The organism is Paenibacillus antri, from assembly GCF_005765165.1.
Taxonomy (GTDB): domain Bacteria; phylum Bacillota; class Bacilli; order Paenibacillales; family YIM-B00363; genus Paenibacillus_AE; species Paenibacillus_AE antri.
In genome coordinates this window covers 170,640-196,428 of the sequence record NZ_VCIW01000012.1, presented here as the reverse complement: position 1 = coordinate 196,428, position 25,789 = coordinate 170,640, and the positions used below count along the sequence as shown (strand labels likewise).

Below are 25,789 nucleotides of genomic sequence, written 5' to 3'. Positions count from 1 at the left end.
TGAATTCTTCTATAACCGGAAACGAATCCATGGGTCGCTGGGATATTTGTCGCCGGTTCGTTTTGCCGCACAATTTACGGCTTAAGAGATTTTTTTCATAAAACTTGTGTCCACTTTCTTGACGGAGGTCCATTTCTCCGACTATGGGGCCCCCAGCGCGGCTCCGAAGGCGGTGTAGTCGGACTTTCTCCGACTATTCGCCCCTCGGCGCGCTTCCCAGGGCGGTTTAGTCGGACTTTCTCCGACTATTCGCCCCTGGCGCGGCTCCGAAGGCGGTGTAGTCGGACTTTCTCCGACTATTCGCCCCCGGCGCGGCTCCGAAGGCGGTGTAGTCGGACTTCCTCCGACTATTCGCCCCCCGCGCAGCTCCCAGGGCGGTTTAGTCGGACTTTCTCCGACTACGCCCCTCCAACAAGGCCCGCTCCCTACTAAAAAGGCATCATCGAAAAATTCCGATGATGCCGAATCCCCTCCTACCGCCCCCGCAGCCGCTCCGACGCGTCGAGCAGCCAATGATAATGCTCCTCCTCCCGGTACAGCCGGAACCCGTTCTTGCGCAGTACGCGAATCGACGCGGCGTTATCGCGCAGCGTCTCCGCCGTCACGCGGCCCGCGCCGTGCGCGAACGCCCAGGCGACGAGCGCCTTCGCCGTCTCCGTCGCGTAGCCGCGGCCCCGGTGCTCCGGCAGGAAGCCGTAACCGATATCGACCGCGCCGGTATAATCCGGGTTGCCCTTGAACCCGGCATCGCCGATAATCTCCCCCGTCTCCTTCAGCCGAACGAACCAGACGCCCCAGCCTAACAGCTTCGGGTGCCGCCGAAGCGACTGCATGTACGTCTTCACGTGGTTGCCGAGCGGATAGCCCTCCCGGTTCGCTTCCGCGTACCGCTCCTCCGTACACGGCTCCAGCACGAGCCGATCCGTCTCGACGACTTCGCCGAACCGGCGCCGGTGCGAGCTCGCCCCCCAACCGCGAAACACCAGCAGCGCGTGGTAATACAACACCGCCGCCGAGACGCCTAAGGTCGCGCCGAGAAGGCTCGTCGACTCCGGCGAATCGGCGCCGTCCAGCAGCCGTACCAAGCCGATGAAGATGCCGTAGCCGGCAGCCGCGTACAAGACAAGATGCACGAAGTACGACCGTACGCCGCGCCGGAAGACGGAGCCGCCTTCCCCCGCATCCGCGTCGATGCGGTCCGCGAGCCAATCCGCCAACACGGAAGCGGCGATCCCCAACGTCAGAAACACCGGCAGCGAGTACAGCGAGACGAAGAGGAACGCCTGCCAGTCCGCTCCTCCGGAATGCCCCAGCAGCCGACTTCCGCCGAAGATAACGAAAGGAAGCGCCGCGGACGCGGCCGCCCCCGATAAGATTCGTTCCGTCAACGCCTTCACGCCGCGAGCCCCCTAAGAATTATGTAACACTACATTACCATCGCCCGCTTGGATTGCAAAGCGCGAATTCGGGCAATACTGGTAAGAAAACGGTTACCCTAAGGAGCCCCGATCCGCCATGACGTCTTCGCTCAACCGTCCCGCTTTAACCTTGGAAGAATCCATTCGTCAGCTGTATAACCGCGTCGAACGCCAGACGATCGGCGCCGCCTCCTCGGAGACGCACGTCATCGCCTCCGACCGCCGCATCGTCGTCGTCGCCCGGGGCTTGCCCGTCGTAAGGAACGCCGACTACGAGCAAGCGCTCCGCACGGAATTCGCCGCCGAGCTCGGCTGCCGCATCGAGTCGCTGCGCACCCGCGTGTCGCTCTCCGACGACGAGAAGATGGAGATTTTCGAAATCGGCCGCCCGCTTCATTAAACAAGCGTCAATATCCCGGAGGTTGCTATGCCACTCGTCGTCGTCTTGCTTCAGATGTGGGTCGCCATCCATGCATTGGCGTCGCTGCCGGACAAGCTGCCTCTGAAGGTGAACGTCCTGCTGTATATGGCGGTGGCCGTCATCGACATCAACAAATTTACGCTCCTCAGCTTCACGTACAAGTTGTATACGGTCGACATGAAAGTCCCTGAATTTCTAGCCGCGGTCCTCCATCGCGACGTGACCTTCTCGCTCGCGATGCTAGCGTTCGCCAATGCCGTCCTGACGGCGGACACGCGCCCAAGAAAGACGGTCGCCACGCTCGCGGTGTTTTCGTATCTCCTGGCGACCGGATATTCGCTGCGATGGATGGGCGTCATCCGCGACATCCATTGGAACTTGGCGCTCGAAATCGCGTTGATCGCCGCGATCATGGGAGCGACCTACCTCTTGGGCGCGGGCTTGATGAAGCTTTGGAAAAAGGAGACTGGCGACCTTGGATCATAACGTCGTCTACGATACCGCGTTCAACGCTAACGAATGGTACGTCATCGCCATGATCGCCGCCGGCTCCATCGCCTTCCTCTTGTGTCCGAAGCGGCTCGCGCCGACGCAGACGCTCTTCGGCCTGTTGTTCGGCGTCGTCGCCGGCCTCATGTTCGATCATACGATCGCGGTGCCGCCCTTCGACCTGTACGACGTCGGCGATCAGGCGGCTTATACGGGGTTCGACATTTTCTCCTACTTGATGTACGCGCCCTTCGGATATTTCTTCATCTATTTCCTCGAACGGCGGCGGATCCGCGGCGTATTTCTCATGTTCTATATCGTCGTTTGGGTCGCTCTTGCGTTACTCATCGAATACGTCGGGCTGCTCGTCGGGCTGTTCCACTACAAAGAAGGTTATCTCATCCTGTATTCCATCCCGATCTACACGTTCTTGCAGAGCATCCTGGTGCTGATGAATCGGACGATTTTCGCGCCGCGCTCTTAACTTAGCTCCGCATCGCCATCATATTGCCCGAGCTGTAGCGACGCAGTCCCGCGTAGAAAAACCACGTCCCGCCCGCCGCCAGCGCCGCCGACATCCCGAGCGCGCCGAGCAGGAAATCCCACTGCACGGCGCCCCGCATCAGGCCGATCGGCATGTAGGAGATGAATCCGGCCGGCACCGCCGTAAAGACGATGACGCGCGCCCAGCCTTTGAAGATGTCCGTCGGATACGTCGATACCGAGAGCAGGGCGTTGAACATCTGTCCCGTCAAGCCTTCCGCGTTGCCGATCCAGAAGGCGAGCGAATGCATGATCACCAAGAAAAACAGGAAGATCGACGCCGCCACGAGGTGAGCCAGCGCGTACTTGGCGAAGCCGAGCCACGAGCCGTCGCCGAACATGACGTACAGCATAACGGAGAATGCCGCGTCCCCGATCGCCGTCACCGACATGCGGCTCGCGAGCACGCTCGGCAGCACCGGCTTCGGCTGCACGAGGTACACGTCGAGCTGCCCGTTCGCGATGAGCGTCGCCAGCCTCGTCATATTGCCGAACAGCGTCGCCGCGACGCCGAAGCCCCCCGCGCTGACCGCCCACAGCATCATGACGTCCTGCAGCGTCCACCCGTTCACGACGTCGAACCGTTGGAAAAATAAGCTCCAAAAGAAAATCCAGACGAAATTGTTGAGCACCATCATGCCCGCCATCAACAGGAAGCTCGTGCGAAACTCCATCGCTCCCGCCAAATTCAGCTTCCAACACGTCCACAGATAAGCGAGCGTCGCCCGCGTTCGTCTACCCGCCGTTAACATTGAGCTTTCGCACCCCTCTCCCGTACATCCAGAATACGATCCCGGCAAGCGCCGCTACCCAGCCCCACTGCACCGCCAGCATGCCGAACAGCTTCGACGGCTCGAAGCTCGTGACGGTGGACGCCGGGAAGTACAACACCGCCTGGAACGGCAGCCACTTGCACACGTCCTGCAGCCAGAGCGGGAACATCTCGAGCGGCATGAGCATGCCCCCGACCGTAAACAACAGCTTCTTGTAGACGAATTCCAACCCCGTCGTCTCCTCGACCCAGAAGGCGCATAAGGCGACGATCATGTTCAGCAGAAAGCTGACCGCGATCGCCCCGACCGCCACGACGGCGAACGCGAGCCAGCCGTACCCGAAGTCCGGGACGCCGAACACGAGCAAGCCGAGCGCGCCGCCGACGAGCAGATTGATGCCGAGCCGAAGTCCGACGTCCGCGTTATACCAAGCGAAGTAATAACCGACGTAGTGCATCGGCTTCGTCAGCCGGTACGCGACGTCCCCGCTCTTGACGTCCTGCTCGACGATCGCGGACAGGCTGGGCAGCGCCAGCGTGATCGCTTCGGAGACGATGAGATACCAGACCATGTCGGAAAACGTATACCCCGCGATCGACGGCTCCCCTTCCCCCGCGTACGTCGCGCTCCACAGCTGCATGAAGATGTAGAGGATGACGATCAGGAATACGGTGCGCACGAAGAAATCGGCGACGTACGCGAACGAATTTTTCAGCGTGATGCGGGTGACCGCCGGATATTTGCGCCAAGCGAGCGCCGCGTTCCTCATACGGCCGCCTCCCCCTTCTTCTCGTAGATATGCGCGATGATCTCCTCCATCGGCGGATCCTCGATCGTCACGTCGCGGATCGGATACGTGCCGACGATCGACGCGAGCACCGTCTCGATGCTCGACGTCGCCGTGTCGACCGACAGCGTGACGCGCACGCCGTCGCGCTCCGTCACGGTCGCGCCTTCCGCCGTCAGCAGCTTCGCCGCTCCGGCTTCGGCCAGCTCCAGCTTAATAGTCTTATGCGTCAGCAGCTCCCGCTTCAGCACCGGCACGGGCTGGTCGAGGATGACGCGGCCGTGGTTGATGACGATCGCCCGCCGGCACAGCTGCTCGATATCGCCGGGGTCGTGCGACGTGAGGAAGAACGTCGTGCCCTCCTCCTGGTTCAGCTCTCGAATCAGCTCGCGAATGTGCTGCTTCACGACGACGTCGAGGCCGATCGTCGGCTCGTCGAGGAATACGATCTCCGGGCGGTGCAGCAGCGCGGCCGCCAGCTCGCATCGCATCCTTTCGCCGAGCGACAGCTTGCGCACCGGGGTCTCCAAGTACGGCGCCAGCCGAAACCGCTCGATCAACAGGTCCCGCCGCGCTGTATAATCGTTCTTCCCGAGCTCATAGATGCGCCGCATCAGCTCGAACGTATCCGTCGGCGGCAGATGGTACCACAGCTGCGACTTCTGGCCGAAGACGCTGCCGATGCGGTACGACAGCTTGCCGCGGTCCCGCCAAGGCGTCAGCCCGAGCACGGAAGCGCGCCCGCCGCTCGGGTGGAGAATGCCCGTCAACATCTTGATCGTCGTCGACTTTCCCGCCCCGTTCGGGCCCAGGAACGCGAGCATCTCCCCCCGCTCCACGTCGAAGTGGATCGGCTCCACCGCCCTCTTCTCCGTATACTCCGGCCGGAACAGTCCCCGCACGCCGGCGGTGAACCCTTCTCCCTTCCGCTTCGTGCGGAACGTCTTCGTAACGCCTTCGACCTCGATCGCTTTCATGACACGCGCTCCTCTCCGACTCCCTCTGCGTCTCTTTCCCCCGGTAAAGCAAAAAAGACCTGTCGGCCCGTTCGCCCGAAGGCGGAACTTGCCGAAGGTCTTTTATCCCTTACGGTGTAGCGTGCTATCGCATCGCCGGCTTCGCTCGGTTCTCCCGCGGCGCGGCCCCGTCGCGGGGCGAGGCGTGCGGCGAATCCCTAGAAACCCTTCCGTTTGATGTAAGATACTACCATGCAGACGAGCCGGTTGGCAACCCTTATTTTAGGCGGTCGTCAGCTCCAGTTCGTCTTCCTCGTCCCGGTCGAAAGAAGCGCGGTCGAACTCGCCTTCCGCGTTGGCGACAAGCAGCGACGTCACCGTCGTGCCGGTCGCGTTGACCGCCGTGCGGCCCATGTCGATGAGCGCCTCGACGGCGACGACGATCGCGATCCCTTCGAGCGGCAGACCGACGGCGGTGAGCACGACCGTCGTCGAGATCGAGGCGGGGCCCGGCACGCCCGCGACGCCGATCGAGGAGATGACGCTGACGAACACGATGAGCAGATAGTCCGTGAAGCTGAGCGGCACGCCGAACACCTCGGAGACGAAGACGGCGACGACCGCCGGCCAGACGCCGCCGCAGCCGTTGAAGTTCATCGTCGCGCCGAGCGGGGCGACGAAACTTGCGATGCGGTCCGATATGCGCAGCCGCTTCGTGATGACCTCAAGGTTCACCGGCAGCGTCGCGTAGCTGCTGCGCGTCGTGAACGCGACGGCGATCGTCGGATATGCCTTCTTAAAGAATTTGAGCGGATTCACCTTCGCGACGAAGGAGACCAAGCCGCCGAATACGATGACGAAATGCAGAATGAGGGCGACGTACGACACCACGATCAGCATCGCGAGCGGCTTCAGCGTCTCGATGCCGTACCGGGCCGCCATGACCGCGATCAGGGCGAAGACGCCGTACGGCGTGAAGCGGAGCACGTACTTCACGACCTGGTGCATCACTTCGGTCAGCGAAGCGATGAACGCTTTGACCGGCTGCACCGCTTCCGGCTTCCGCGAACCGACTCTCACGATCGCGATCGCGATGAACAAGGCGAAGATGAGGATCGGGACGACCTTGCCGCTCGCCGCGTCCTGAATCGGATTCGACGGCACCTGATCCAAGACGACCTGGAAGAAGGTCGGCACCTCGCGCGCCTCGAATCCTTCCGGCTGGGACGCCTGAATGCCCGCGCCCGGATTCATCGCGAGCGCGACGAGGAGGCCGATGATCGCGGCCGCCCCCGTCGTGCCAAGGAACCAGCCGATCGTCTTCACGCCGATCTTGCGCAAATAATCCAGCTGCGTGATCGAGACGATGCTGTTAATGACTAAGACGAAGACGAGCGGCATGACCAGCATCCGAATCAAGTTGACATAGATGGAGCCTAACGTACTGATCGCTTGGAACTCCGACGCCGTCTGATTGAGTACGATGCCGGCGACCAAGCCGACGCCGAGGGCGACGAGCACCCTCGTCCCGAAGCCTACCCTCCGCTTCGCCAACGCATGAAGACCCGCGACGACGACGACCGCAATCAATAAGCTGAGCCAGTTCGTTTCGATCGCCGCTACCAAGTTGTTGTTTAAAATCGTTGAAGACCCGCTGTCCACGCGCAACACGCTCCTCCGATTGTGAGTTGCCGTTAACACCTGATGTAAGGGCTTACACTACATCTTATAGAGACGCTTTGATTTTCATGTACATATTTTTTACGCTTTCGCGATTATTCGTCCGGCGGCCCCTCGTCTTCCGAATCGCCTAAGATCGTCTTGCTTACCTTCACCTTGGCGATCCGCTTCTTATTCATCTCCTGCACCTCGAAGGCATACCCGGAACGCTCGATCGACGCTCGATCGGCTCCCGTCGGAATCGTGCCGAGCTCGCCGATAATGAAGCCGCTCAGCGTATCGTACTCCTCCGTAGGCAACTCGATGTCGAGCACGTCCTGCACGACGTCGAGGTCCACCTCGCCCTTGATCAGGTACGTATGGTCGTCCAGCAGCTCGATCTCTTTATCCTCCTCTTCGTCGTACTCGTCCAGAATGCTGCCGACGATTTCCTCGAGCAAATCCTCGACCGTGACGATGCCGGCGGTGCCGCCGTACTCGTCGATCGCGACGGCGAAGTGCGTCTTGTGCTTCTGGAAATCCTTGAACAGCTCGTCGATCCGCCGCGACGTCGGGACGAAGAGAGGCCTCCGCAGCAATTCCCCGAGGTCGAACGACTCCTCGTCGCACGTCTCCATATGCTGCACGATGTCCTTCGCGTGGAGCACGCCGACGATGTTGTCGACGGACGACTCGTACACCGGCAGCCTCGTATATTTCTCCTCGTTGATGACCCGCACGACGTCCTTGTACGTCGCGTCGACCGGAATCGCGGCCAGGTCCGTCCGGTGCGTCATGATGTCCGACACCGTCTTCGTGTCGAGATCGAAGATGTTGTTGATCATCATCTTTTCGTTTTCCTGAATCGCGCCCCGCTCTTCCCCGACGTCGACCATCATCCGGATTTCCTCTTCGGTCACTTGCTCGTCGTCCGCGTTCGGATCGACCCCGAACAGCCGAACGAGGACGTTGGTCGAGAGCGTCAGCAGCTTGACGAACGGCGCGGACACGACGGACAGGATCGTGAGCGGACGGGCCGCTAGCATCGCGATCGTCTCCGCTTTCTTCATGGCGAGCCGCTTGGGCACGAGTTCCCCGAGCACGAGCGTGAAGTACGAGAGCAAGAGCGTGATGAGCACGACGGAAAATGTATTCAGCGCCGCCTCGGGCACGGGAACGCCGGCGGCGATCAGCGCGTACGCCAGGTCGTCGGCGAAGCTTCCGGAGGCGAAGGCGCTCGCCATGAAGCCTGCCAACGTAATGCCGATCTGGATCGTCGCGAGGAAGCGGCTCGGCTCGCTCAGCAAGCGTTGAAGCATCATCGCCTTCTTATGCCCTTCTTCGGCCATATGCTTGATCTTGTTGTCGTTCAGCGAGATGAGCGCGATCTCCGAGGCGGCGAAGAAGGCGTTCAAGACGATTAATGCGAGCAATATGACGATTTCCATTCCGACCGTCCTCCAAGTCTATTGCCGTTAGGCTTCTCTAATCTCTTAAGATGCCCGATAAGACGGTTCTCATACGGCCGGCGGACGGCAAAACAAAACCGGCGATCCCTAAGGACCGCCGGTACGTGTCGCGCTCTCGCGTTTATTTCTCCAACTTCAGCGACTTCAGCATATCGTGCATGATCGCGCCCATGCCGTCGCCCGCGTCGTACGGGTACGTATGGTGAATGACGACCGCGTCGCCGTCCATGTCGAAGACGTGGAAGCCATGGAATTGTTCATCCTTCTGGTAGCCCTGTACCATGCCGACGTATCCGTTCAGCTCGGTGCCGATATCGGCCGGATCCGAGGCTTCGTAGCCGTCCGCATACGACTTCCGGGCTTCTTCGACCGCTTGGTCGAGCGACATGCCTTCCTTCACTTCGAGCCTTACCGATGCCGTGTAATCGCCCATCTTCGCCGTGTGGACGACTTGGCCGTTCTCGACCTTCGGGGCGCTCAGCAGATCGCGAAGCACGTAGCCGATGTTGTACGGCGTCAGCGTATACTCGACGACCGTGACCATCTCCTTCGTGCCTTCGATCTCGGATTCGATCTCGACGGTCTCGCCCGTCTCGACGCCGAGCTCCTTCGCAGGCTCTTCCGCAGGCTCTTCCGTCGGCGTCTCTCCCGCGGGCGCTTCGGGCTGTTCCGCCGGCGTCTCCTGCGCCGGCTGCTCCGACGCCGCGCCTCCGTCTTGTTGATCGCTATTTCCTTCGTCCGCCGCGCCGCAGCCGGCGACCGCGATCGCCAGCGCCGCCAGCATCGCGAGCCATTTCCATTGTTTCAACATGCGTGAAATCCCTCCCGTATTCTCTGTCTACACGATTCCTGACGCGCCTCGGACGCGAAAGGTTGCACGTCTTCCAAAGATTTACTCCCTTGGTCGTAACCTTGGGGGAGGAATTATGCATTCGTCGCGGCGCGGCGCGTCGCGACGGAGGCGAACCAGACGGTGACGGCGACGGAGGCGAGCGCCGTGCCGCCCCCGAGCCAAAATCCGGCGTTCAAGCCCCCGATTTCGTTGATCCAGCCGGCGGCGAACGGTCCGGCGAACATGCCGGCCGCGTAAGCGGCTTGGTAGAACCCCATCGCCGTCGCCTGCTTCTCCGCGGCGACGCCTTGAATGGCGAGCGCCAGCAACAGCGGGAAGTGCAGCCCCTGCGCGAGGCCGTTGATCGCCTGCGTCGCGTAGAGCGCCGGCAGCGTCGTCGCGAACGGGATCGCCAGCGTGCACAGCCCGCTGACGGCGAAGCCGACGACAATCGTGCGCCACGCCCCGATGCGAGGCGCGATCCAGCGGCCGCTGTACAGCTGCGCGAACGCGTGCGGCACCATGAAGGCGAAGCTGAGCAGGCTGAGCTCCCAGCGCGTCGCGCCGAGCGTCGACGTCGCGTACGACGGCGTGAAGCCGAACATCGTGATGAAGAGCACGCTGTGCGCGAGGATCGATAGCGTCGACACCCGCAGCAGCGTGCCGCTGCGGACGACGACGCCGACGTCGGCGAGCCGCATCGGATTGCGCGCGACGCCGCCCGCGGGCTCCTTGACGAACATCGCGAGCAGCAGCCCGATCGCCCCGGCGACCGCGCCGGCGTAGAACGTCGCGGCCGAGCCTCTCGCCTCGGCCAACCAGCCGCTGAGGCCCATGCCGATCAGCTGGCCGACGACGATCAGGAAGCTGATCGCGCTCATGGCCCGCTGCACGTCCTTCCGCGGGAAGTAAGCGGCGTACAGCACGGTGAAGGCGACCCACGTCGACGCGCAGACGCCGCTGAGCGCCCGCCCGGCGAACGCCCATCCCGGATGGTCGCCGACCGTGAACAACAGGCAGGACAACGCGCCGGTCAGCATGCCGAGGGCGATGAACGGCCGGCGGCGGCGCAGCCGGTCGGACCAGATGCCGAGCGGCAGCCGGAGCAAAATTTGCACGAAGCCGTAGACGCCCAGGATGATGCCGGCCGCCGCGGCGCCGACCTTCAGCTCTTCGAGCAAGTACGGGGATAAGATCGGTACGTACGTATATAGAGAAGTCCAATAGAGAATCGTGACGACGGCGAACGCGAGATGATGTCTGCGATCGGTCGGTATTAACGGTTGATCCTTGGGATCCATGCGGCGGTTGCCCCTCTCGTTGCGATAACACCCCAAGAAACGCCGCCTCCCGGAAGGAAGCGGCGTTGCCCGCGGCGATTACTTCGTTACGTTCACGACGAACGGAACCGTAATCAATCGACCTTGATGTTGGAATTGTCCCCAAATCTTATACGTCCCGCTCGACGGGAACGACGTGTGGAACGTCGCTTCCGGCCCGGTCGACGCTTCGTCCGCCGGATGCACGTGCAGATACGTCTCCGCATCCTCCGAGAGGATGACGACGTGGCCGACGGCGCCGAGATACGGCTCCAGATCGTCGATCGGCCGCCCCGAGGGGGCGTCCTTGAAGGAGAACGTCAGCATCGCGTCGGCGTTCGGCGAGAGGCCCGCGATGTCGAGCTCGATCCGCTTCCCGTCGATCGTCTTCGCGAGCTCGGCCTCCGGAACGACCGGACGGCCCGCGCCTTCGCCTTCGACGTCGATCCATTCGCCGATCGTCGTCTGCGCGCCGCCCGACGGCACGAAGTCGGCGAACAGCTTATGCCGGCCGCCGGCCGGGAAGGTCAGGTCGACGCGGAACGTCCCGTTCCATTCGTATTCGGGATGCAGATGCTCGAAGTGCGACAGGTCCTCGCTTACGACGATCAGATGCATCAGCTTCTCATGATTGACGTCGAACTTGTCGATGACGGCGCCCGCTTCGTCCCGCAGGCCGATCGTCAGCGTCGTCGACTTGCCCGGCGCCGGGGCGCCGTCCGGGAAGGCGAAGCTCGCCTTCGGCGCGCCGTGGGCCGCCTTGCCGCCCCCGTGATGGGCGTGCCCGCTTTCGGCGGGGGCGCCGCTCGCTGCATCGTGCTTGTGCCCGCCGGTCGGCTCGAGGAACGAGCAAGACGCGTTCAAGAGCAGCAAGGAGGTGCCGAGGGACGCTAATAACAAACGGTTCATCTGGCGTATGGCTCCATTTCCCAAAAATTGAGTGGCGCCTCTTCCGAGGGAAGTCTTACAGCTTTACCTTCTGCAGGCGAAGGGCGTTCAGCACGACCGAGACGGAGCTGAGCGCCATCGCCGCGCCGGCGACCCACGGCGCGAGCAGCCCGATCGCGGCGATCGGAATGCCGAGCGTGTTGTAGGCGAGCGCCCAGAACAAGTTCTGGCGGATGTTGCCCATCGTGCGGCGGCTCATGTGAATCGCGTCGGCGATGCTCGCGAGGTCGCCCCGCATGAGCGTGACGTCCGCCGCTTCGATGGCGACGTCGGCGCCGGTGCCGACGGCCATGCCGATGTCGGCGACCGCCAGCGCGGGAGCGTCGTTGATGCCGTCGCCGACCATGCCGACCTTGCGGCCTTGCGCCTGCAGCTTCTTAACCTCGGCGGCTTTCCCCTCCGGGAGCACCTCGGCCAGGACGTCGTCGACGCCGACCTGCGCCGCGATCGCCCGGGCCGTGCGCTCGTTGTCGCCGGTCATCATGACGACGCGAAGCCCCATGGCGCGCAGGCGGGAGACGGCCTCCTTCGAGGTCGGCTTCACCGTGTCGGCCACGGCGACGACGCCCGCGTAGCGGCCGTCCACGGCGACGAGCATCGCCGTCTTCCCCGCCTCTTCGTAACGGCGCATCGCGTCGTACGCCCCGCGGGCGTCGATGCCTCGGTCCTCGAGCAGCCGCCGGGTGCCGACGAGCACGGCTCGCCCTTCGACGACGGCCGATACGCCCATGCCCGGAATCGCCTCGAACGACGTCGCCTTCGGGAGCGAGAGGCCCGCGGCCTTCGCTCCGGCGACGATCGCTTCCGCGAGCGGATGCTCGGAGCGGCTCTCCGCCGCGCCGACGAGCTTCAGGAACACGCTGCGGTCCAGCTCGCTGCGCACGTCGGTCAGCTCCGGCTTGCCCTTCGTGACGGTGCCCGTCTTATCGAGCACGATCGTGTCGAGCTTATGCGTCGCCTCCAGATGCTCGCCGCCCTTGAACAGGACGCCGAGCTCGGCCGCGCGGCCGGAGCCGGCCATGATCGACGTCGGCGTCGCGAGGCCGAGGGCGCAAGGGCAGGCGATGACGAGAATCGCGATGGCCGAATCGAGCGCGGCCGGCACGTCGCCCGGCGCGAAGACGAAATACCACGCCGCGAACGCGATCGCCGCCAGAGCGACGACGATCGGCACGAACACGCCGGAGATGCGGTCGGCCACCCGCTGGATCGGCGCCTTGGACCCTTGCGCCTCCTCGACGATCTTGACGATTTGCGCGAGCGCCGTCTCCTTGCCGACCTTCGACGCCCGGATTTGAAGCGCGCCGTTCTTGTTCATCGTCGCGCCGATGACGTCGTCGCCGGGCCGCTTCTCGACCGGGATGCTCTCCCCGGTCAGCATCGATTCGTCGACGGCGGATGCGCCTTCGACGACGACGCCGTCGACCGGCACCTTCTCGCCGGGACGCACGAGGACGAGGTCGCCCGGCGCGACGTCTTCGACCGGCACGACCGTCTCCCTCCCGTCGCGGACGACGAGCGCCGTCTTCGCCTGCAAGCTCATAAGCGACTTGATCGCGGCGGACGTGCGGCCCTTGGCCTGCGCTTCGAACAGCTTGCCCAGCACGACCAGCGTGATGAGCACGGCGCTAGTCTCGTAGTAGAGCGCCGGACCGTGGTGGGCGGACGCTCCCGCGGCGTACCAATCTATCGTTAAGTATAGACTATAGAAAAAGGCGGCAGACGTACCGAGCGCCACGAGCACGTCCATGTTGGCCGAGCCGTTGCGCAGCGCCTTGTACGCGCCTTCGTAGAACGATTTCCCGACGAGGAATTGGACCGGGGCCGAAAGAACGAGCTGGAACCACGGATTCATGAACGGCGACGGCACCCAGATCCAGGACGTGAACGAGAAGTGACCGGCCATCGCCCAGAGCAGCGGCAGCGAGAGGACCGCCGAGACGGCGAGCTTCGCGCGCTGCCGCCGCAGCTCGTCCGCCCGCCGTTCCTCGGCGCCGGCCGCCTCTTCTACGGGAGTCGCTTCGTACCCGAGCTTCTCCACCTTCTGCCGCATGTCCTGCACCGACACCGCGTCCGGCGCGTACGACACGCGCGCCGTCTCCATGGCGAAGTTGACGGCGGCCGATTCCACGCCGGGCAGCTTGCCGAGTCCCTTCTCGATGCGGGTCGCGCATGCCGCGCACGTCATCCCCGTAATTTGAAGCGTCGTTTGTTTCAAGCGTCTATCGTCCGTCGTAGCCTGCATCGCTCTCTCTCCCCGATCGTATCAATGCCTTGCCTGCGTCTCGGTCCCGATCACCCGACGACGTCGTATCCTTGCTCTTCGATCGTCTCTTTCAACGAAGCCTCGGACAGCTTGCCTTCCTCGTATTGCACCGTCACGGTGCCTTGGGCCAGGTCGACCTTCCCGGTCGCGCCGACATCCCGGAGAGCGCCCTCGATCGATTTCACGCAATGGTTGCAGCTCATGCCTTTCACTTGGAACGTAATGCTCGTCATTAGAATCCAACTCCTTTTGATTTGATTGACTATAATATACCCCCGTACCCTATAATGAGTCAAGGGGACGTTCGAACCTTTTCTGAATCCCGTTATTTCATCAGCTTGTTGACCGTGACCAGCAGCTCGTCGATCGCGTCGGTATCCCCTTCTTGGATGCGTTCGACGACGCAGCTCTTCATATGGTGCTCGAGCAGCAGCTTCCCTACCCCGTTGAGCGCCGACTGGATCGACGCGATCTGGTTCAACACGTCGTCGCAGTACGTATCCTTCTCGATTAAGCCCCTTACGCCCCGAACTTGTCCTTCGATCCGGTTCAACCGGCTGATCAAATTCGACTTCACCTTATCGGAGTGATGACTTTTCCTCTCGTGCTCATGATCGTGATGATGGTGCTTGGCCCCTTGCGCCGGCTTCGTCTCCATGGACATCCTCCTTTTGTTTTCTATAGTATACAATAGGGTTATACCCTATATTCAAGTTTTCTCGACCCGGACGAAAAAAGACCGGCAGCCGCTCGAAGGCGGCTACCGGTCTCGGAACCTTCTTCCCCAATATTTAGATAAACAAAAACGGCAGCGTGAACAGCAGCGCGACCAAAGCGGCGTCGACGGCATACGCCCCCGGATAGTACGGACCGTAGCCGAACGCCTTCGTCTTCGCGCGCAGCGCCCGCTTCGCCTTGGCCGAGCTGACCGCGAGTTTGCCCGGACCTCGCGCGGCGCGGTGCAAGATCAGCTTCCCGTCGTGCAAGCCGCCGAGGATGCCGTATACATGCGTTCCGTCCCGCAGGACGGCGCACACCGGCGAGCCTACGTGCTGATGGCAAGACTCGAGTTGAATCTCTTGGATTTCCTGCAGCGTCATCTCCGAATTCCTCCCTTCGTCCGCTTATGTCCTTAACGTATGCAAGGGCGGTCCTCTCGGTATGTACGTACGCACATACGAAGCAGGTTGGGCGACGGCAACGTCTTGTCGAGCGGTCTCGGATCGTGTCGAATACCGCTGTCAAATCCAACTAGAATCATGTAAGATGTTACATATCGTGGGAGTTCAGGAGGATGTTCAATGGCCGCCCGTAAAATGATGCTGTACGCTCTGCTTTTCGTGATCGGATTGCTGCTCGCGAACGATATCGCGAATTATTGGACCACGAAACGGGAGCTTCATCGAACGCTCGAGACGCAAATGCGGGAGATGTCCGCTCAAATCAAAATCAGCGTCGACCGTTCGCAGCAAGCTTATCGATACGTCGATACGTTAATGGCCTCCAATCTGCGATCCGCGGCCATCGCCGCCAAATACGCCCTGCCCGCCTCCTATCGGCAAGTCGATAACGAGCGGCTGAAGCGATTGGCGGAAGAACTGAACATCAGCTACGTGACGTTGTTCGCCCGCACGCCGGACGACGTCGTCACCGTTCGGTCCTCCGATCCGAGGGAGATCGGTCTCAGCACGAAGACGTGGGACAACTATCACGATGCGTTCCTGCAGCTGTTCGATCATCGCAACGTCGAAGGCCTCGACTACGGCCAAAGCATGACGAATTATTGGGCGGGCGAGATCGCCCCGTCCTCCTCGATCTTGTCCGACAAGAAAAACAAATTCGGATATTTCTACGACGGAACGACCGATTACTTGATCAATCCGATCATGAACACCAAATATATCGAAGAGTTAGAGCGGTACGCGGGCGTGGAGACGATCTTGAAGGATACGATGGAGCAGCACGAACGGGTTTTGGAGATCACGCTGTTTAATCCGCTGACGTTCTCCGTCCCGGACGAAGAGCTCGTCAACGTTCGACACGGCGTCGAGATGGCGCAGTACGATACGCGGAAAGTGCTGTTCGGCGCTTACGAGCTACGCTCCCCGAACGACGCCGCCCACATCGATGCCGCGCACCGGCAATCGCAGGTGCTGCACCGCTTCGAACGAATCGACGGCCGGTCCGTGTACCGGACGTATTTCCCCGTGGCCGCTTCGACGGACGGACAGCCGTACGTCATCGGCATTACGACCGATTACGCCTTCGTTCAATCGAAGCTGAACGAACAATTGAAAAACTTGGGGTTGGTCACATCCCTCGCGTTCGTCGCGAGCCTTGCGATGATCGCCCTGCTGTATCGATACGTGAAGCGGACGCGGGACGAAGTGGCGCAGACGGTGCAAGACAATTACAACGAAGAGGTGGAGTCGCTCTTCGTCGCCGTGCGCGGGGAACGTCACGACTTCGTGAACCACCTCAACACGCTCAAGGCGATGGCCGATACGAAGCGGTACGAGCAGCTGCATCGGTACATTAAGGAGCTGGTCGACGAGACGATCGCGATGAACGATATCGTCAGCATCGGCCACCCGGCCGTCGCCGCGATCATTCAATCGAAATCCGCCGTGGCGCTGCGTCAACGCATCGACTTCTCTTACCGGTTCGAGGGGATGAAAGGCATCGAGAGCATCCATGGCGTGAAGTCGGTCGATCTGGTCAAAATCTTGGCGAACCTGATCGACAACGCGTTCGAGGAGGTCATGGAGTTGGCGCCGGAGGAGCGCCGCGTGTGCGTCAACGGGTGGATGGAGCGCGAGGAGATCGTCTTTTCCGTATCGAATACGCTGCGGGACGAGCTTTCGAACGAGGAGCTGCTGCGTATGTTCCAGCCGACCTACACGACGAAGAAGCGAGACGGCCACTCCGGCCTCGGCCTCTCGATCGTGCGGGAGAAGGCGCGCCAATATCGCGGCAAGGTGACGGTCGGCACGCCCGCTCCGCGTACGATCGAGTTCGTCGTATCCGTCCCGATCGGCGGGTAGGGCGCGCGCGGGGCGCGGAAGCTCGAATTCGCGCTTATTTCGCCGACTTAGGCGGATTTTCCGCTTGTAAGCTCGGATCTGAGCTTATATCGCCGACTTAGGCGGATTATTCCGCCTTTAAGCTCGGATTCGCGCTTATTTCGCCCGCTTAGGGGGAAATTCCGCCTATAAGCTCGGATTCGCGCTTATTTCACCGACTTGGAGCGCGGCGCATGCCGTGGAGCGCATGTCGAGTAGCGTACATCGAACGCGGAGCGAATCATGACGGCGGCGCCGCCTCGGCCGCTTTCCGTACTCGCTTCTTCGCCAGCAGGCGGGCGGCGAGCAGCATCGCCGGAAGACCGACGGCGATCGGCAGGGCGAGGTACGGCCACAGCTCCATGAGCTCCAGCGCGAGCATATGGTCGTGCACCGCCCAATAGCCGAACCCCCCGAGCGCGAGCCCGACGGGAATGAGCATCGGCCGATAATCCTTCAGGCCGGCCGCCTTGGACGCCGCGATCGATGCGGCGAACAGGCACATCGTGATTTGCAGAATGCTGGAAACCGAGAAGCATGCGATCATAATCATCTCGTACCGTTGGACGAAGTGCCCGATATGCGCGTTCCGGGCCAGCTTCATGCAAGAGACGAAGTACTCCTGGGTCACCTCCGCGGACAGCACCCCCGCCTCCAAGATCGGCCACATGCCGACCATGATGCCCCCGAGCGCGATTCCTACCATCCCGGAGCGGCCCCGCACCTCCGGGTTTTTCACCATCGGTTGAATCATGCCGGCGACCATCGTCGCCATCGCCCAATCCGTATCGCTGTGTCGGCTGGCCCACAAGATGCTCGGCAGCCCGGACTCCATGACGGGGCGAAGATTATCCATATCGATGTCGGGATACGACCCGATCATAATGAGCGCGTTCAACAGCAGGATGAAGAAGACGCCTGCGAACGCCATGCGCCCCATCACTTCGAGACCGTGGTACGCGGCGTACCAACCGATGCCGAGCGCGGCGAGGACGAATACGAAGAGCGGCATCTCCGGCAGGAAGTAATCGCGAAGATGATACACGAACGTCAGCAGGACGGTGCCGAAGGCGCCGAAGAAGAAGACGATCAGCATTACGCTGACGAGAAGGCCGAACCAGCGGCCGAGCGCCGCGTTCGCGAGCTCCACGAAATCCATTTGCGGCGTCTTCTTGAGCACGATGTAACTAAAATATATCATCCCGATACCCTGCAGCGTCGCAAGCGCCGTGGCGATCCACATGTCTTGCCCGATCTCCCGCGCCACCATCCCTTGCGTGACTCCGATCGCTTTCGCATACACCATATTCACGAGGATCGCCACGAACATTCCGTTCGTGATCCGGATTTTCATTTTCGACCGCCCCTAACCTTCAACACAGAACTTGTAATCTCCGCATGTACGTCGACTTCGATCTCGACGTCGGGGAAGATGCTGTCCCACCGCCGTTCGATGCGATGCCAATAGACGGGGTACTCGTTGCGCACCCGGTCCCCGAGCTTCAGGAAGTCGACTTGGTAGTCGTTCTGCGCGACCTCGAGCATCGATTCGAATCCTTGGCGCAGTTCCTTTTCCAATACCTTCTCGATATCGGGCAGCGCGCTCTCCAGCGGTCCGTCGCAGCCGAATTCCACCAAGTCCGCGTCGGCGTCCATCGAGACCAAGAACGAGATCTCGCCGTTCTTCAACGCAGGCTTCACGTTGAAGCGATGCTCTTGCAGCTCCACGGTCGCTTTGTGTTTCTCTTCCCCCGGACAAGCCAGCGGGAGAATCAGAGATTCCACATCCTGAATGAAAAAGACGGCCGCCCGCGCCTCGCCGGGCTTCAGCCAACCGACCATCCGATCCTTCTTGAAGACGGCCGCCCCCGACAGCTCCGCTTGGTTCACCGAAGCGCCTTTTTCCGGCTTTTTATTGGAGATGCCCGCTTTGCGGAGCGCCGCTCTCGCGATCATCGGATGCGTCGTATCGCTTAGCAGCATCTCCTCCACGTTCATCATGTTCGTCTGCGGCGCTTCGCCGACGATGTCGCTGTACCAGAACAGCTTCTCGACCGACTCCCCGGGCAAAATCTCGATGCCGGTTCGCGTCGAGATGAACTCCTCCGCACGGTCGGGCGTCACGACGACCCACGTCTCCATCCGGAGCTCATGGTTCCGGGTGAAGAAGTCGACCATGTCGGAGATCCCTTCCCGCGCGTACTCTTCGCTCATGGCGATGACGAAATTATGCGCCCAATAGACGCGCCTGGAGGAGATGCGCGCGAGATTTCGGATCGCCGCGAAGATCGTATCGCCTTCGGCGGAGACGGAGTAGATCGGTTCTCCGGTCCCCCCGGCGGGAGCGCCGGTCTGCCCCCGCGCGTCGGCCGCCCGAACGATCTGCGCCGTCACGCGGACGCCTTCTCCGTCGTCCGTCAGGTCCAGTCCCACGCCCGTGACGATCGCGAGCTCGCTGATTTCTTGTTTCCCTGCGCAGCCGGCGAACAGCGCAAGCGCCAGTAGGGCGCAACCGATTCGTCGCAACGCGCTCATTCTGAATTCACCTCGTTCTTAGGAATTCGGCGACGCGCCGAGGTCAAGTCGGCTGAGGCGGCTCCGGCCGCGGCGGCTTCGGCTTCGTTCCGGACGGCTGCCGACGGCGATCCTGCGCCATCGAAGGCCGCTTCTCGTAGCTCCACCACGGCATGCGCGCGAGCAAATCCTTTTGGTCCCGCGGACGGAACGGGGCGGCCGGCGCCAGATACGGTTCCCCGAACGAACGCAGCGACAGCGCGTGGATCATGAACCCGAATAGAAACACCGCGAAACCCAATAAGCCGAAGAAGCCCGCGGCGATGATGAGCGGGAAGCGGACGAGCCGAATCGAGAACGAAGCCGGATAGTTCGGGATCGCGAACGACGCGATGCCCGTCACCGCGACGACGATGACCATGAACGGCGAGACGAGCCCGGCTTGCACGGCAGCTTGTCCGATGATGAGCGAGCCGACGATGCTGACCGCCTGTCCGATCGGCTTCGGCATGCGCAGCCCCGCCTCGCGCATCAGCTCGAACGCGATCTCCATCATGAGCGCCTCGAGCAGCACCGGGAACGGCACGACCGCCCGCCCCGAAGCGATGGTCAGCGCCAGCTCCGTCGGAATCATCTCGTGGTGGAACGAGACGAGCATGACGTAGATCGGCGTAAGCGTTAGGCTAAGAAGAAAGCAGAAGTACCGAATTTGCCGGAAGAACGAGCCCACCCAATATCGCGAATAATAATCGTCCGCCGCTTGCACGTATTCCCAGAAGTACGTCGGCATGACGAGCACGAACGGCGTATTGTCCACGAACACCGCCACCCGGCCTTCTAGGATGGCGGCGGCGACTTTATCCGGCCGCTCCGTGCTTTGGATCGTCACGAAGATCGACTTGGGCGAGTCCTCGATCAGCTCCTCGATATATCCGCTTTCCAAAACGGCGTCGATCTTGATGCTCTTGAGGCGGGACCTGACCTCCTCCACGAGCTCTTCCTTCGCAATGTCCTTGATATAGGCGATGTTTACGTCGGTCTTCGAACGAGTGCCGATCTGCATCCCCTCGATGCGCAAGTTCGGGTCGCGGATGCGCCGGCGCATGATCCCCGTGTTCGTTCGAATGTTTTCGGTGAAGCCGTCCCTCGGACCGCGGACGACCGTCTCCGTCGCCGGCTCGGAGACGCTGCGCATGTCCCACCCGCGCGTGCCGACGATAAGTCCCGCGCCGATGCCGTCGACGAGAAGCAGCGTGTCACCCGAAAGAATGGCCGTGATGCCTTCCCCGATCTCGTGTGTAATGCGTACCGAAAAGTTCAGCAGCAGCCGCTCCATCAGTTCCTTGCCCGTCAGCTCTTCCCGTTCTTTAAAGACGTCTTCCGTGAACGCCATCAACCCGGTCAGGATCGTGTCGATTTCCAACGCCTTCACCAGACCGTCCGTGAAATAACAACGAGCCCGAATGTCCTTCCCCTTGTGCAAGACGAGCGGACGGATAATGAGATCGATGCTCTTGTCCAACAAGGCGTCGAGCGTCTTTACATTTTCATCCAGCGAGTCGGAATAAGCGCTCTTCAGCAGTTGATCTTGATGCGTCATCGGTCGCTTTTCCCCTTCTTGCCATTTTCCGTTAGTATGTCTTGCGTCTCCTGAAATCATGTCTTTATCCGCTGGATCGAATGGAGCCGTGTCCCGCCGGACAAGCTGTACATGTGGATTATTCGGTAGAAGGGGGCGAACGTCGCATGGATTTCTACGATACCTGGGTATACCGCGAGGTGTTGAACGCGGGGTGGTTCGTGCGCGTCCTCGTGTGGACCATACTCGGAACGAATATCGCGATGCCCGCGATCGTCTGGTTTGTGTTCAGCGGGCAGCCACCGTTCAAGCGGCTGCGGGAGCGTTGGAAGCAAAGAAGCCGCCAGACCGGGAAGGCTTGACGGCATCGATGTTCGGTCGGGGCGCTAGGGCTTGAGCTTGCGACGGGCGGCGCGAGCGAGGCGGCGGCTGTTTTTTTGATTACGTTTACGTATTCGTTTCCGTCAACGTCTACGATTGTATCCGAAACTGCTCGCAACTCTCTCGCATGCAACCCAAATAACCGCGCTCCGGCGGAGGCGGCTCGATCGGCAAGCTTTAAAGTTTCGTCTATGTCAGCATCTTATACATCAATATGTCGTCCACGTATCGACCTCCCGCGTAAAACTCCTCCACCAGCCTGCCCTGCTCCTGAAACCCAAGCTTCTTATAGAACGCGATCGCTTTCTCGTTCGTGGACATAACCCGGAGACTCAGCTTCCGCTTGCCTTGCGCTTTCGCTTCCGCGCAGGCGGCTTCGACCAGCTTCCGGCCGACGCCCAGCCCTTGAAATTCCGGATTCACCGCGATCGCGAGCTCGGCGACGTGCGCGTGGCTCTTCATCGGCGACGCCGTCCGGAAAATAACGAACCCCGCCAGCGCTTCCCCGACGACGGCCACTAACTCCGCCCCCGTCGGATGGCGCTCGGCGTACTCCGCTTCCGTCATCGGCGCGACGTGGGGGGAGTTCGTTTCGTCCCAGATCCGATTGTTCAATGCGGTCAGCGCGGGCATGTCCTCCGCCCTGGACCACCGGATTTCCAATTGCTCCGTCATCCTTGGTTCCTGCCTTTCCGAAGGTAGGGTAACCGGAATAATATACCACATTTTCGGCGGAGCGGTGTATACTGGAAGGACACAATCGTAACGGCACTACGGAAAACGGAGGCGACCCCCATGCGCATCTCATCTCCGATGATCGAGCAATATCGCAACGTAGCCTTCTGGTACGCGAACGGCGCCGCTCCCGGGAAGGGCGCCGTCACGACGTACCGCCCGCCCGGCGGGCTAGGCGTCCTCGATTTCGCCGCGGCGGCGGCTTCGCGCCTCGGCGCCGTCGTCGCGAGCGCCGAAGCGGCCCGCGGGGACGCGTTGCGGCTCGCGAGCGCCGTCTTCGAGCGGCGATCGGCGACGGCGTCGGCGCCTGACGCGCTGACCGCGACGGCGACCGACCGAGCGAAGGCGGCGACGTACGAGATCGACGTCGAACGGCTCGCGACGGCGCAGAAGAACGCCGGCGCGGCCCTCGACGCGGCGGAGACGGGCGGCTTCGCGGCCGGGTCGCACCGCGTCGCGATCGCGGTCGGCGCGCGGACGACGCTGGCGACCGCCGACATCGCGGCGCACGATACGAACTTGTCGGCGCTCATGAAGCTGCGCGACGCGATCCGCGCGTCCGGCGCGGGCGTCCACGCCGCCGTCGTGCGCGACGCCGCCGCCGGCACGGTCCGGCTGCGGCTGACCGCGGCCGGCACCGGCTCGGACTTCGCGTTCGAGGTCGCGGACGCGACCGGCGGCGCGGCGGCGGCGAGCGGCATCGAGATCGTGACCGAGGCGGGGCTCGACGCGCGCTACCGCGTGAACGGCGGGGACGCGCGAACGTCCTCCTCGAACACGATCCTGCTCGATAACGGCCATGTGCTGGCGACGCTGCGCCAAGCGACCGACGAGCCGGTGCGGCTGACGGTCGGTCCGGACGCGGCGGCGGTCGCCAAGAGCGTCAAGCGGCTCGCCGCCTCGTACAACGCGCTGCTCGCCGGCGTGAAGGACGCCGAGGGCTTCTTGGCGCCGGGGTTCGCGAAGGCCGTCGCCGCCGCCGCGAAAATCGGCGGCGGCCTGGCCGATTTCGGCGTGACGCGGCAGTCGGACGGCGCGCTCGCCGTCGACGAGGCGCGGCTGGCCGAGGCGCTCGCGGCGCGATTCGACGACGCGAAGCGGCGGCTCGCCGGGCCCGGCGGCCTCGCGGCGTCGGTCGAGCGCGGGGCCGCCGCGCTCGCGAGCGCGCCGACGTCGGCGCTGCTGCACCCGGCCGTCCGCTCCGCGAACGCGGCGTATCCGCTGTATTCGCCCCAGCGCGGCGTGTACCCGGCCTGGCTCGACATGAGCGGATTGCATTTTAATATGACTTTTTAGGTAACGCAAAGCCCCCTGCCGATTTCGTCGGTCAGGGGGCTTGTTCGCGCGCCGCCGCCCCGAGGCCCCCGGCAGGGTGTGTAGTCGGATTTTCTCCGACTATTCCGGCCTTGCGGCCCCCGGCAGGGCGTGTAGTCGGACTTTCTCCGACTATTCCGGCCTCGTGGCCCCCCCGCATGGCGTGTAGTCGGATTTTCTCCGACTATTCCGGCCTCGAGGCCCCCGGCAGGGTGTGCAGTCGAATTTTCTCCGACTATTCCGGCCCAGCGGCCCCCGGCAGGGCGTGTAGTCGGATTTTCTCCGACTATTCCGGTCTTGCGGCCCCCGGCAGGGCGTGTAGTCGGATTTTCTCCGACTATTCCGGTCTTGCGGCCCCTGGCAGGGCGTGTAGTCGGATTTTCTCCGACTATTCCGGTCTTGCGGCCCCTGGCAGGGCGTGTAGTCGGATTTTCTCCGACTATTCCGGCCCAGCGGCCCCCGGCAGGGCGTGTAGTCGGATTTTCTCCGACTATTCCGGCCTTGCGGCCCCCGGCAGGGCGTGCAATCGGACTTCCTCCGACTACCGCGCTTCCTCCACCGGCGTCGTCGCCTCGCGCAGCAGCCGCGCGAGCTCCTCTCGCGCGCGCTGCTTCTCCTCGGGCGCGTAGTCCAGCCGCCGCGCCATGAACGCCAACGACGCCTCGCCGAACGCCCGCACCCGAGCGATGTCGAAGAACAGGTCGCCCGTCCGGCGCACCCAATAATCCGCCGGCGTCAGCGCCTGTTCCCGCTCGATCGCGTAGACGAGCGTCGCGTACACGTCGAGCGGCAGCCCGGCGCGCTCGGCGGACGCGCGGGCGGCGTCGCCGGCGGCGCGGCGCAGCACGTCCGGCGCGTTGGAGCCGTACCGCCGGGCGATGCGCGACGCGGCGTCCCGCGGCAGGCCGAGCGCCTCGCCCTCGGCCGTCCGCGCCGCCGCGTACGCCGCCCAGCCGGCCGAGCCGCCCACGTCGCCGCCCGACAACGGCAGCGTCCGCGTGACGCACGGCCCGAACGGCCCCGCGCCGGCCGCCGACAGCCGAGCGGCGACCCGGTCGACGATGCCTTCCGCCATCTTGCGGTAGCCCGTCAGCTTGCCGCCCGCGATCGTCACGAGCCCCGACGGCGACTCGAAAATTTCATCCCGCCGCGACACCTCCGACGGCGCCTTCCCTTCCTGATATACGAGCGGCCGCAGCCCCGCCCAGCTCGACTCGATGTCGGCCTCCGTCAGCCCCAGCGTCGGGAACAGGAAATTCGCGACGCCGAGCAAGTACGCCCGATCGGCCGCGCTCATCGCCGGATGCGCCGGATCGCCGCGGTAGTCCGTGTCCGTCGTGCCGAGATACGTCTTGCCGTCCCGCGGGATCGCGAACGCCATCCGCCCGTCCGGCGTATCGAAGTACACCGCCTGCCGCAGCGGGAACCGCCCCCCGTCGAACACGAGATGCACGCCCTTCGTCAGCCGCACCGTCTTGCCCCGCTTCGATCCGTCCAGCTCCCGCAGCGCGTCGACCCACGGCCCGGTCGCGTTCACGACGACCCGCGCGGACACCGCGGCGGAAGCGCCGGTCCGAAGGTCGACGACCTGCGCGCCGCACACCTTCCCGTCGGCGCCGTACAGCAGCTTCTCCGCCTTCGCGTAATTCATGCACGCCGCGCCGGCGTCGGCCGCCCGCTTCAGCGTCTCGATCGTGAGCCGCGCGTCGTCCGTGCGATACTCGACGTAGTAGCCGCCGCCGAGCAGCCCGTCGCCCTTCAGCAGCGGCTCCCGGCTTAACGCCTCGCTCGCGCTCAGCATCGACCGGCGCTCCGACCGGCGCACGCCCGCGAGCCAGTCGTACAGCCGCAGGCCGAACGACGTCGCCAGCGGACCCAGCGACCCGCCGCGGTACATCGGCAGCAGCATCCACTCCGGCGTCGTCACATGCGGCCCGTTCTCGTACACGACCGCGCGCTCCTTGCCGACCTCCGCCACCATGCGCACCTCGAATTGCTTCAAGTACCGAAGCCCGCCGTGCACCAGCTTCGTCGATCGGCTCGACGTGCCGGCCGCGTAATCCTGCATTTCGACGAGCGCGACCTTCATGCCCCGCGTCGCCGCATCGAGCGCGATGCCCGCGCCTGTAATGCCCCCGCCGACGACGAGCAAGTCGAATTCGCCCTCGCGCAGCGCCGCCCATACCGCCTCTCTCTTTTCCATCCGAACCCCCTCCTCCTCCGAAAAAGACAAAAAGAGACGCCCGCAACCGAACCCGCCGCGCGAATAGTGCCGCGCGCCGGTCGATCCAGGCGTCTCCGTGTCTCCCACCGAATATCAACTT

The 25,789-nt window shown here is 63.0% G+C and carries 24 protein-coding genes; 6 read left to right on the top strand and 18 right to left on the bottom strand.

Going from position 1 to position 25,789, the window contains the following annotated elements; translation table 11 throughout:
- Positions 1–473 precede the first annotated feature (473 nt).
- Positions 474–1,397: a GNAT family N-acetyltransferase gene (locus FE782_RS18230; protein WP_138195666.1), complete on the bottom strand. Its 924-nt coding sequence runs from the start codon at positions 1,395–1,397 to the stop codon at positions 474–476.
- 118 nt (positions 1,398–1,515) lie between these two features.
- Between FE782_RS18230 and FE782_RS18225 the strand changes: the two genes are divergently transcribed.
- The 3 genes from FE782_RS18225 to FE782_RS18215 are packed head-to-tail and all read left to right on the top strand — an operon-like array spanning position 1,516 to position 2,812.
- Positions 1,516–1,818 (top strand): hypothetical protein, encoded by a 303-nt coding sequence (locus tag FE782_RS18225; RefSeq protein WP_138195665.1) that lies wholly within the window; start codon positions 1,516–1,518, stop codon positions 1,816–1,818.
- 27 nt (positions 1,819–1,845) lie between these two features.
- Entirely contained in the window at positions 1,846–2,325 is a 480-nt protein-coding gene (locus FE782_RS18220) for a hypothetical protein (protein ID WP_138195664.1), read from the top strand.
- Complete coding sequence (locus FE782_RS18215; RefSeq protein ID WP_238392546.1) at positions 2,315–2,812, top strand: hypothetical protein; 498 nt, start codon at positions 2,315–2,317, stop codon at positions 2,810–2,812. Before FE782_RS18220 ends, FE782_RS18215 begins: the two co-directional genes overlap by 11 nt.
- Before the next feature lies 1 nt (position 2,813).
- On the opposite strand, the gene FE782_RS18210 is transcribed toward FE782_RS18215, so the two are convergent.
- The 12 genes from FE782_RS18210 to FE782_RS18155 all read right to left on the bottom strand — a co-directional run bounded on the left by FE782_RS18210 (position 2,814) and on the right by FE782_RS18155 (position 14,980).
- Positions 2,814–3,623 carry an ABC transporter permease gene (locus FE782_RS18210; protein ID WP_138195663.1) on the bottom strand — a complete coding sequence of 270 codons (810 nt, stop codon included), beginning with the start codon at positions 3,621–3,623 and terminating at the stop codon, positions 2,814–2,816.
- Complete coding sequence (locus FE782_RS18205; protein WP_138195662.1) at positions 3,607–4,413, bottom strand: ABC transporter permease; 807 nt, start codon at positions 4,411–4,413, stop codon at positions 3,607–3,609. The genes FE782_RS18210 and FE782_RS18205 overlap by 17 nt, the downstream gene beginning before the upstream one ends.
- On the bottom strand, positions 4,410–5,408 hold the full coding sequence (locus FE782_RS18200) for an ABC transporter ATP-binding protein (protein WP_138195661.1): 999 nt from the start codon (positions 5,406–5,408) through the stop codon (positions 4,410–4,412). Before FE782_RS18200 ends, FE782_RS18205 begins: the two co-directional genes overlap by 4 nt.
- A 261-nt stretch (positions 5,409–5,669) precedes the next feature.
- Complete coding sequence (locus tag FE782_RS18195) at positions 5,670–7,049, bottom strand: dicarboxylate/amino acid:cation symporter (protein WP_238392545.1); 1,380 nt, start codon at positions 7,047–7,049, stop codon at positions 5,670–5,672.
- Between the two features lie 113 nt (positions 7,050–7,162).
- A complete protein-coding gene (locus FE782_RS18190; RefSeq protein ID WP_138195660.1) occupies positions 7,163–8,494 on the bottom strand; it encodes a hemolysin family protein in 1,332 nt (443 codons plus the stop codon).
- Positions 8,495–8,636: 142 nt separating this feature from the next.
- On the bottom strand, positions 8,637–9,326 hold the full coding sequence (locus tag FE782_RS18185; RefSeq protein ID WP_138195659.1) for a hypothetical protein: 690 nt from the start codon (positions 9,324–9,326) through the stop codon (positions 8,637–8,639).
- Between the two features lie 113 nt (positions 9,327–9,439).
- A complete protein-coding gene (locus FE782_RS18180; protein ID WP_238392544.1) occupies positions 9,440–10,684 on the bottom strand; it encodes an MFS transporter in 1,245 nt (414 codons plus the stop codon).
- 42 nt (positions 10,685–10,726) lie between these two features.
- Positions 10,727–11,575, bottom strand: coding sequence for a DUF8832 domain-containing protein (locus FE782_RS18175; RefSeq protein ID WP_202914555.1), 849 nt, complete (start codon positions 11,573–11,575; stop codon positions 10,727–10,729).
- Positions 11,576–11,630: 55 nt separating this feature from the next.
- Positions 11,631–13,859, bottom strand: a complete 2,229-nt coding sequence (locus tag FE782_RS18170) for a heavy metal translocating P-type ATPase (RefSeq protein ID WP_138195658.1) — start codon at positions 13,857–13,859, stop codon at positions 11,631–11,633.
- Positions 13,860–13,909: 50 nt separating this feature from the next.
- The gene (locus FE782_RS18165) at positions 13,910–14,113 is read right to left on the bottom strand and encodes a cation transporter (RefSeq protein WP_138195657.1); all 204 of its coding nucleotides are present in this window, start codon (positions 14,111–14,113) and stop codon (positions 13,910–13,912) included.
- Between the two features lie 92 nt (positions 14,114–14,205).
- Entirely contained in the window at positions 14,206–14,544 is a 339-nt protein-coding gene (locus FE782_RS18160) for a metal-sensitive transcriptional regulator (protein ID WP_439116438.1), read from the bottom strand.
- A gap of 127 nt (positions 14,545–14,671) precedes the next feature.
- Positions 14,672–14,980, bottom strand: a complete 309-nt coding sequence (locus tag FE782_RS18155) for a hypothetical protein (RefSeq protein ID WP_138195655.1) — start codon at positions 14,978–14,980, stop codon at positions 14,672–14,674.
- Between the two features lie 201 nt (positions 14,981–15,181).
- Between FE782_RS18155 and FE782_RS18150 the strand changes: the two genes are divergently transcribed.
- Positions 15,182–16,924: a sensor histidine kinase gene (locus tag FE782_RS18150; protein WP_138195654.1), complete on the top strand. Its 1,743-nt coding sequence runs from the start codon at positions 15,182–15,184 to the stop codon at positions 16,922–16,924.
- A gap of 259 nt (positions 16,925–17,183) precedes the next feature.
- Here the strand turns inward: FE782_RS18150 and FE782_RS18145 are convergent, their stop codons facing one another.
- Genes FE782_RS18145 through FE782_RS18135 form a run of 3 tightly spaced genes read right to left on the bottom strand, consistent with a single transcriptional unit; the run spans position 17,184 to position 21,056 of the window.
- A complete protein-coding gene (locus FE782_RS18145) occupies positions 17,184–18,296 on the bottom strand; it encodes a GerAB/ArcD/ProY family transporter (protein ID WP_138195653.1) in 1,113 nt (370 codons plus the stop codon).
- Positions 18,293–19,477, bottom strand: a complete 1,185-nt coding sequence (locus FE782_RS18140; RefSeq protein WP_138195652.1) for a Ger(x)C family spore germination protein — start codon at positions 19,475–19,477, stop codon at positions 18,293–18,295. Before FE782_RS18140 ends, FE782_RS18145 begins: the two co-directional genes overlap by 4 nt.
- Before the next feature lie 43 nt (positions 19,478–19,520).
- Positions 19,521–21,056, bottom strand: a complete 1,536-nt coding sequence (locus FE782_RS18135) for a spore germination protein (protein WP_138195651.1) — start codon at positions 21,054–21,056, stop codon at positions 19,521–19,523.
- Between the two features lie 146 nt (positions 21,057–21,202).
- Here FE782_RS18135 and FE782_RS18130 point away from each other — a divergent pair, with 146 nt between their 5' ends.
- Entirely contained in the window at positions 21,203–21,397 is a 195-nt protein-coding gene (locus FE782_RS18130; RefSeq protein WP_138195650.1) for a hypothetical protein, read from the top strand.
- A 208-nt stretch (positions 21,398–21,605) separates the two neighbouring features.
- Here the strand turns inward: FE782_RS18130 and FE782_RS18125 are convergent, their stop codons facing one another.
- Positions 21,606–22,091: a GNAT family N-acetyltransferase gene (locus FE782_RS18125; protein ID WP_158299447.1), complete on the bottom strand. Its 486-nt coding sequence runs from the start codon at positions 22,089–22,091 to the stop codon at positions 21,606–21,608.
- Positions 22,092–22,211: 120 nt separating this feature from the next.
- On the opposite strand from FE782_RS18125, the gene FE782_RS18120 reads away from it, so the two are divergent.
- Positions 22,212–23,447: a flagellar cap protein FliD N-terminal domain-containing protein gene (locus FE782_RS18120; protein ID WP_138195648.1), complete on the top strand. Its 1,236-nt coding sequence runs from the start codon at positions 22,212–22,214 to the stop codon at positions 23,445–23,447.
- A 559-nt stretch (positions 23,448–24,006) separates the two neighbouring features.
- On the opposite strand, the gene FE782_RS18115 is transcribed toward FE782_RS18120, so the two are convergent.
- Positions 24,007–25,668: a glycerol-3-phosphate dehydrogenase/oxidase gene (locus FE782_RS18115; RefSeq protein ID WP_138195647.1), complete on the bottom strand. Its 1,662-nt coding sequence runs from the start codon at positions 25,666–25,668 to the stop codon at positions 24,007–24,009.
- Positions 25,669–25,789 lie beyond the last annotated feature (121 nt).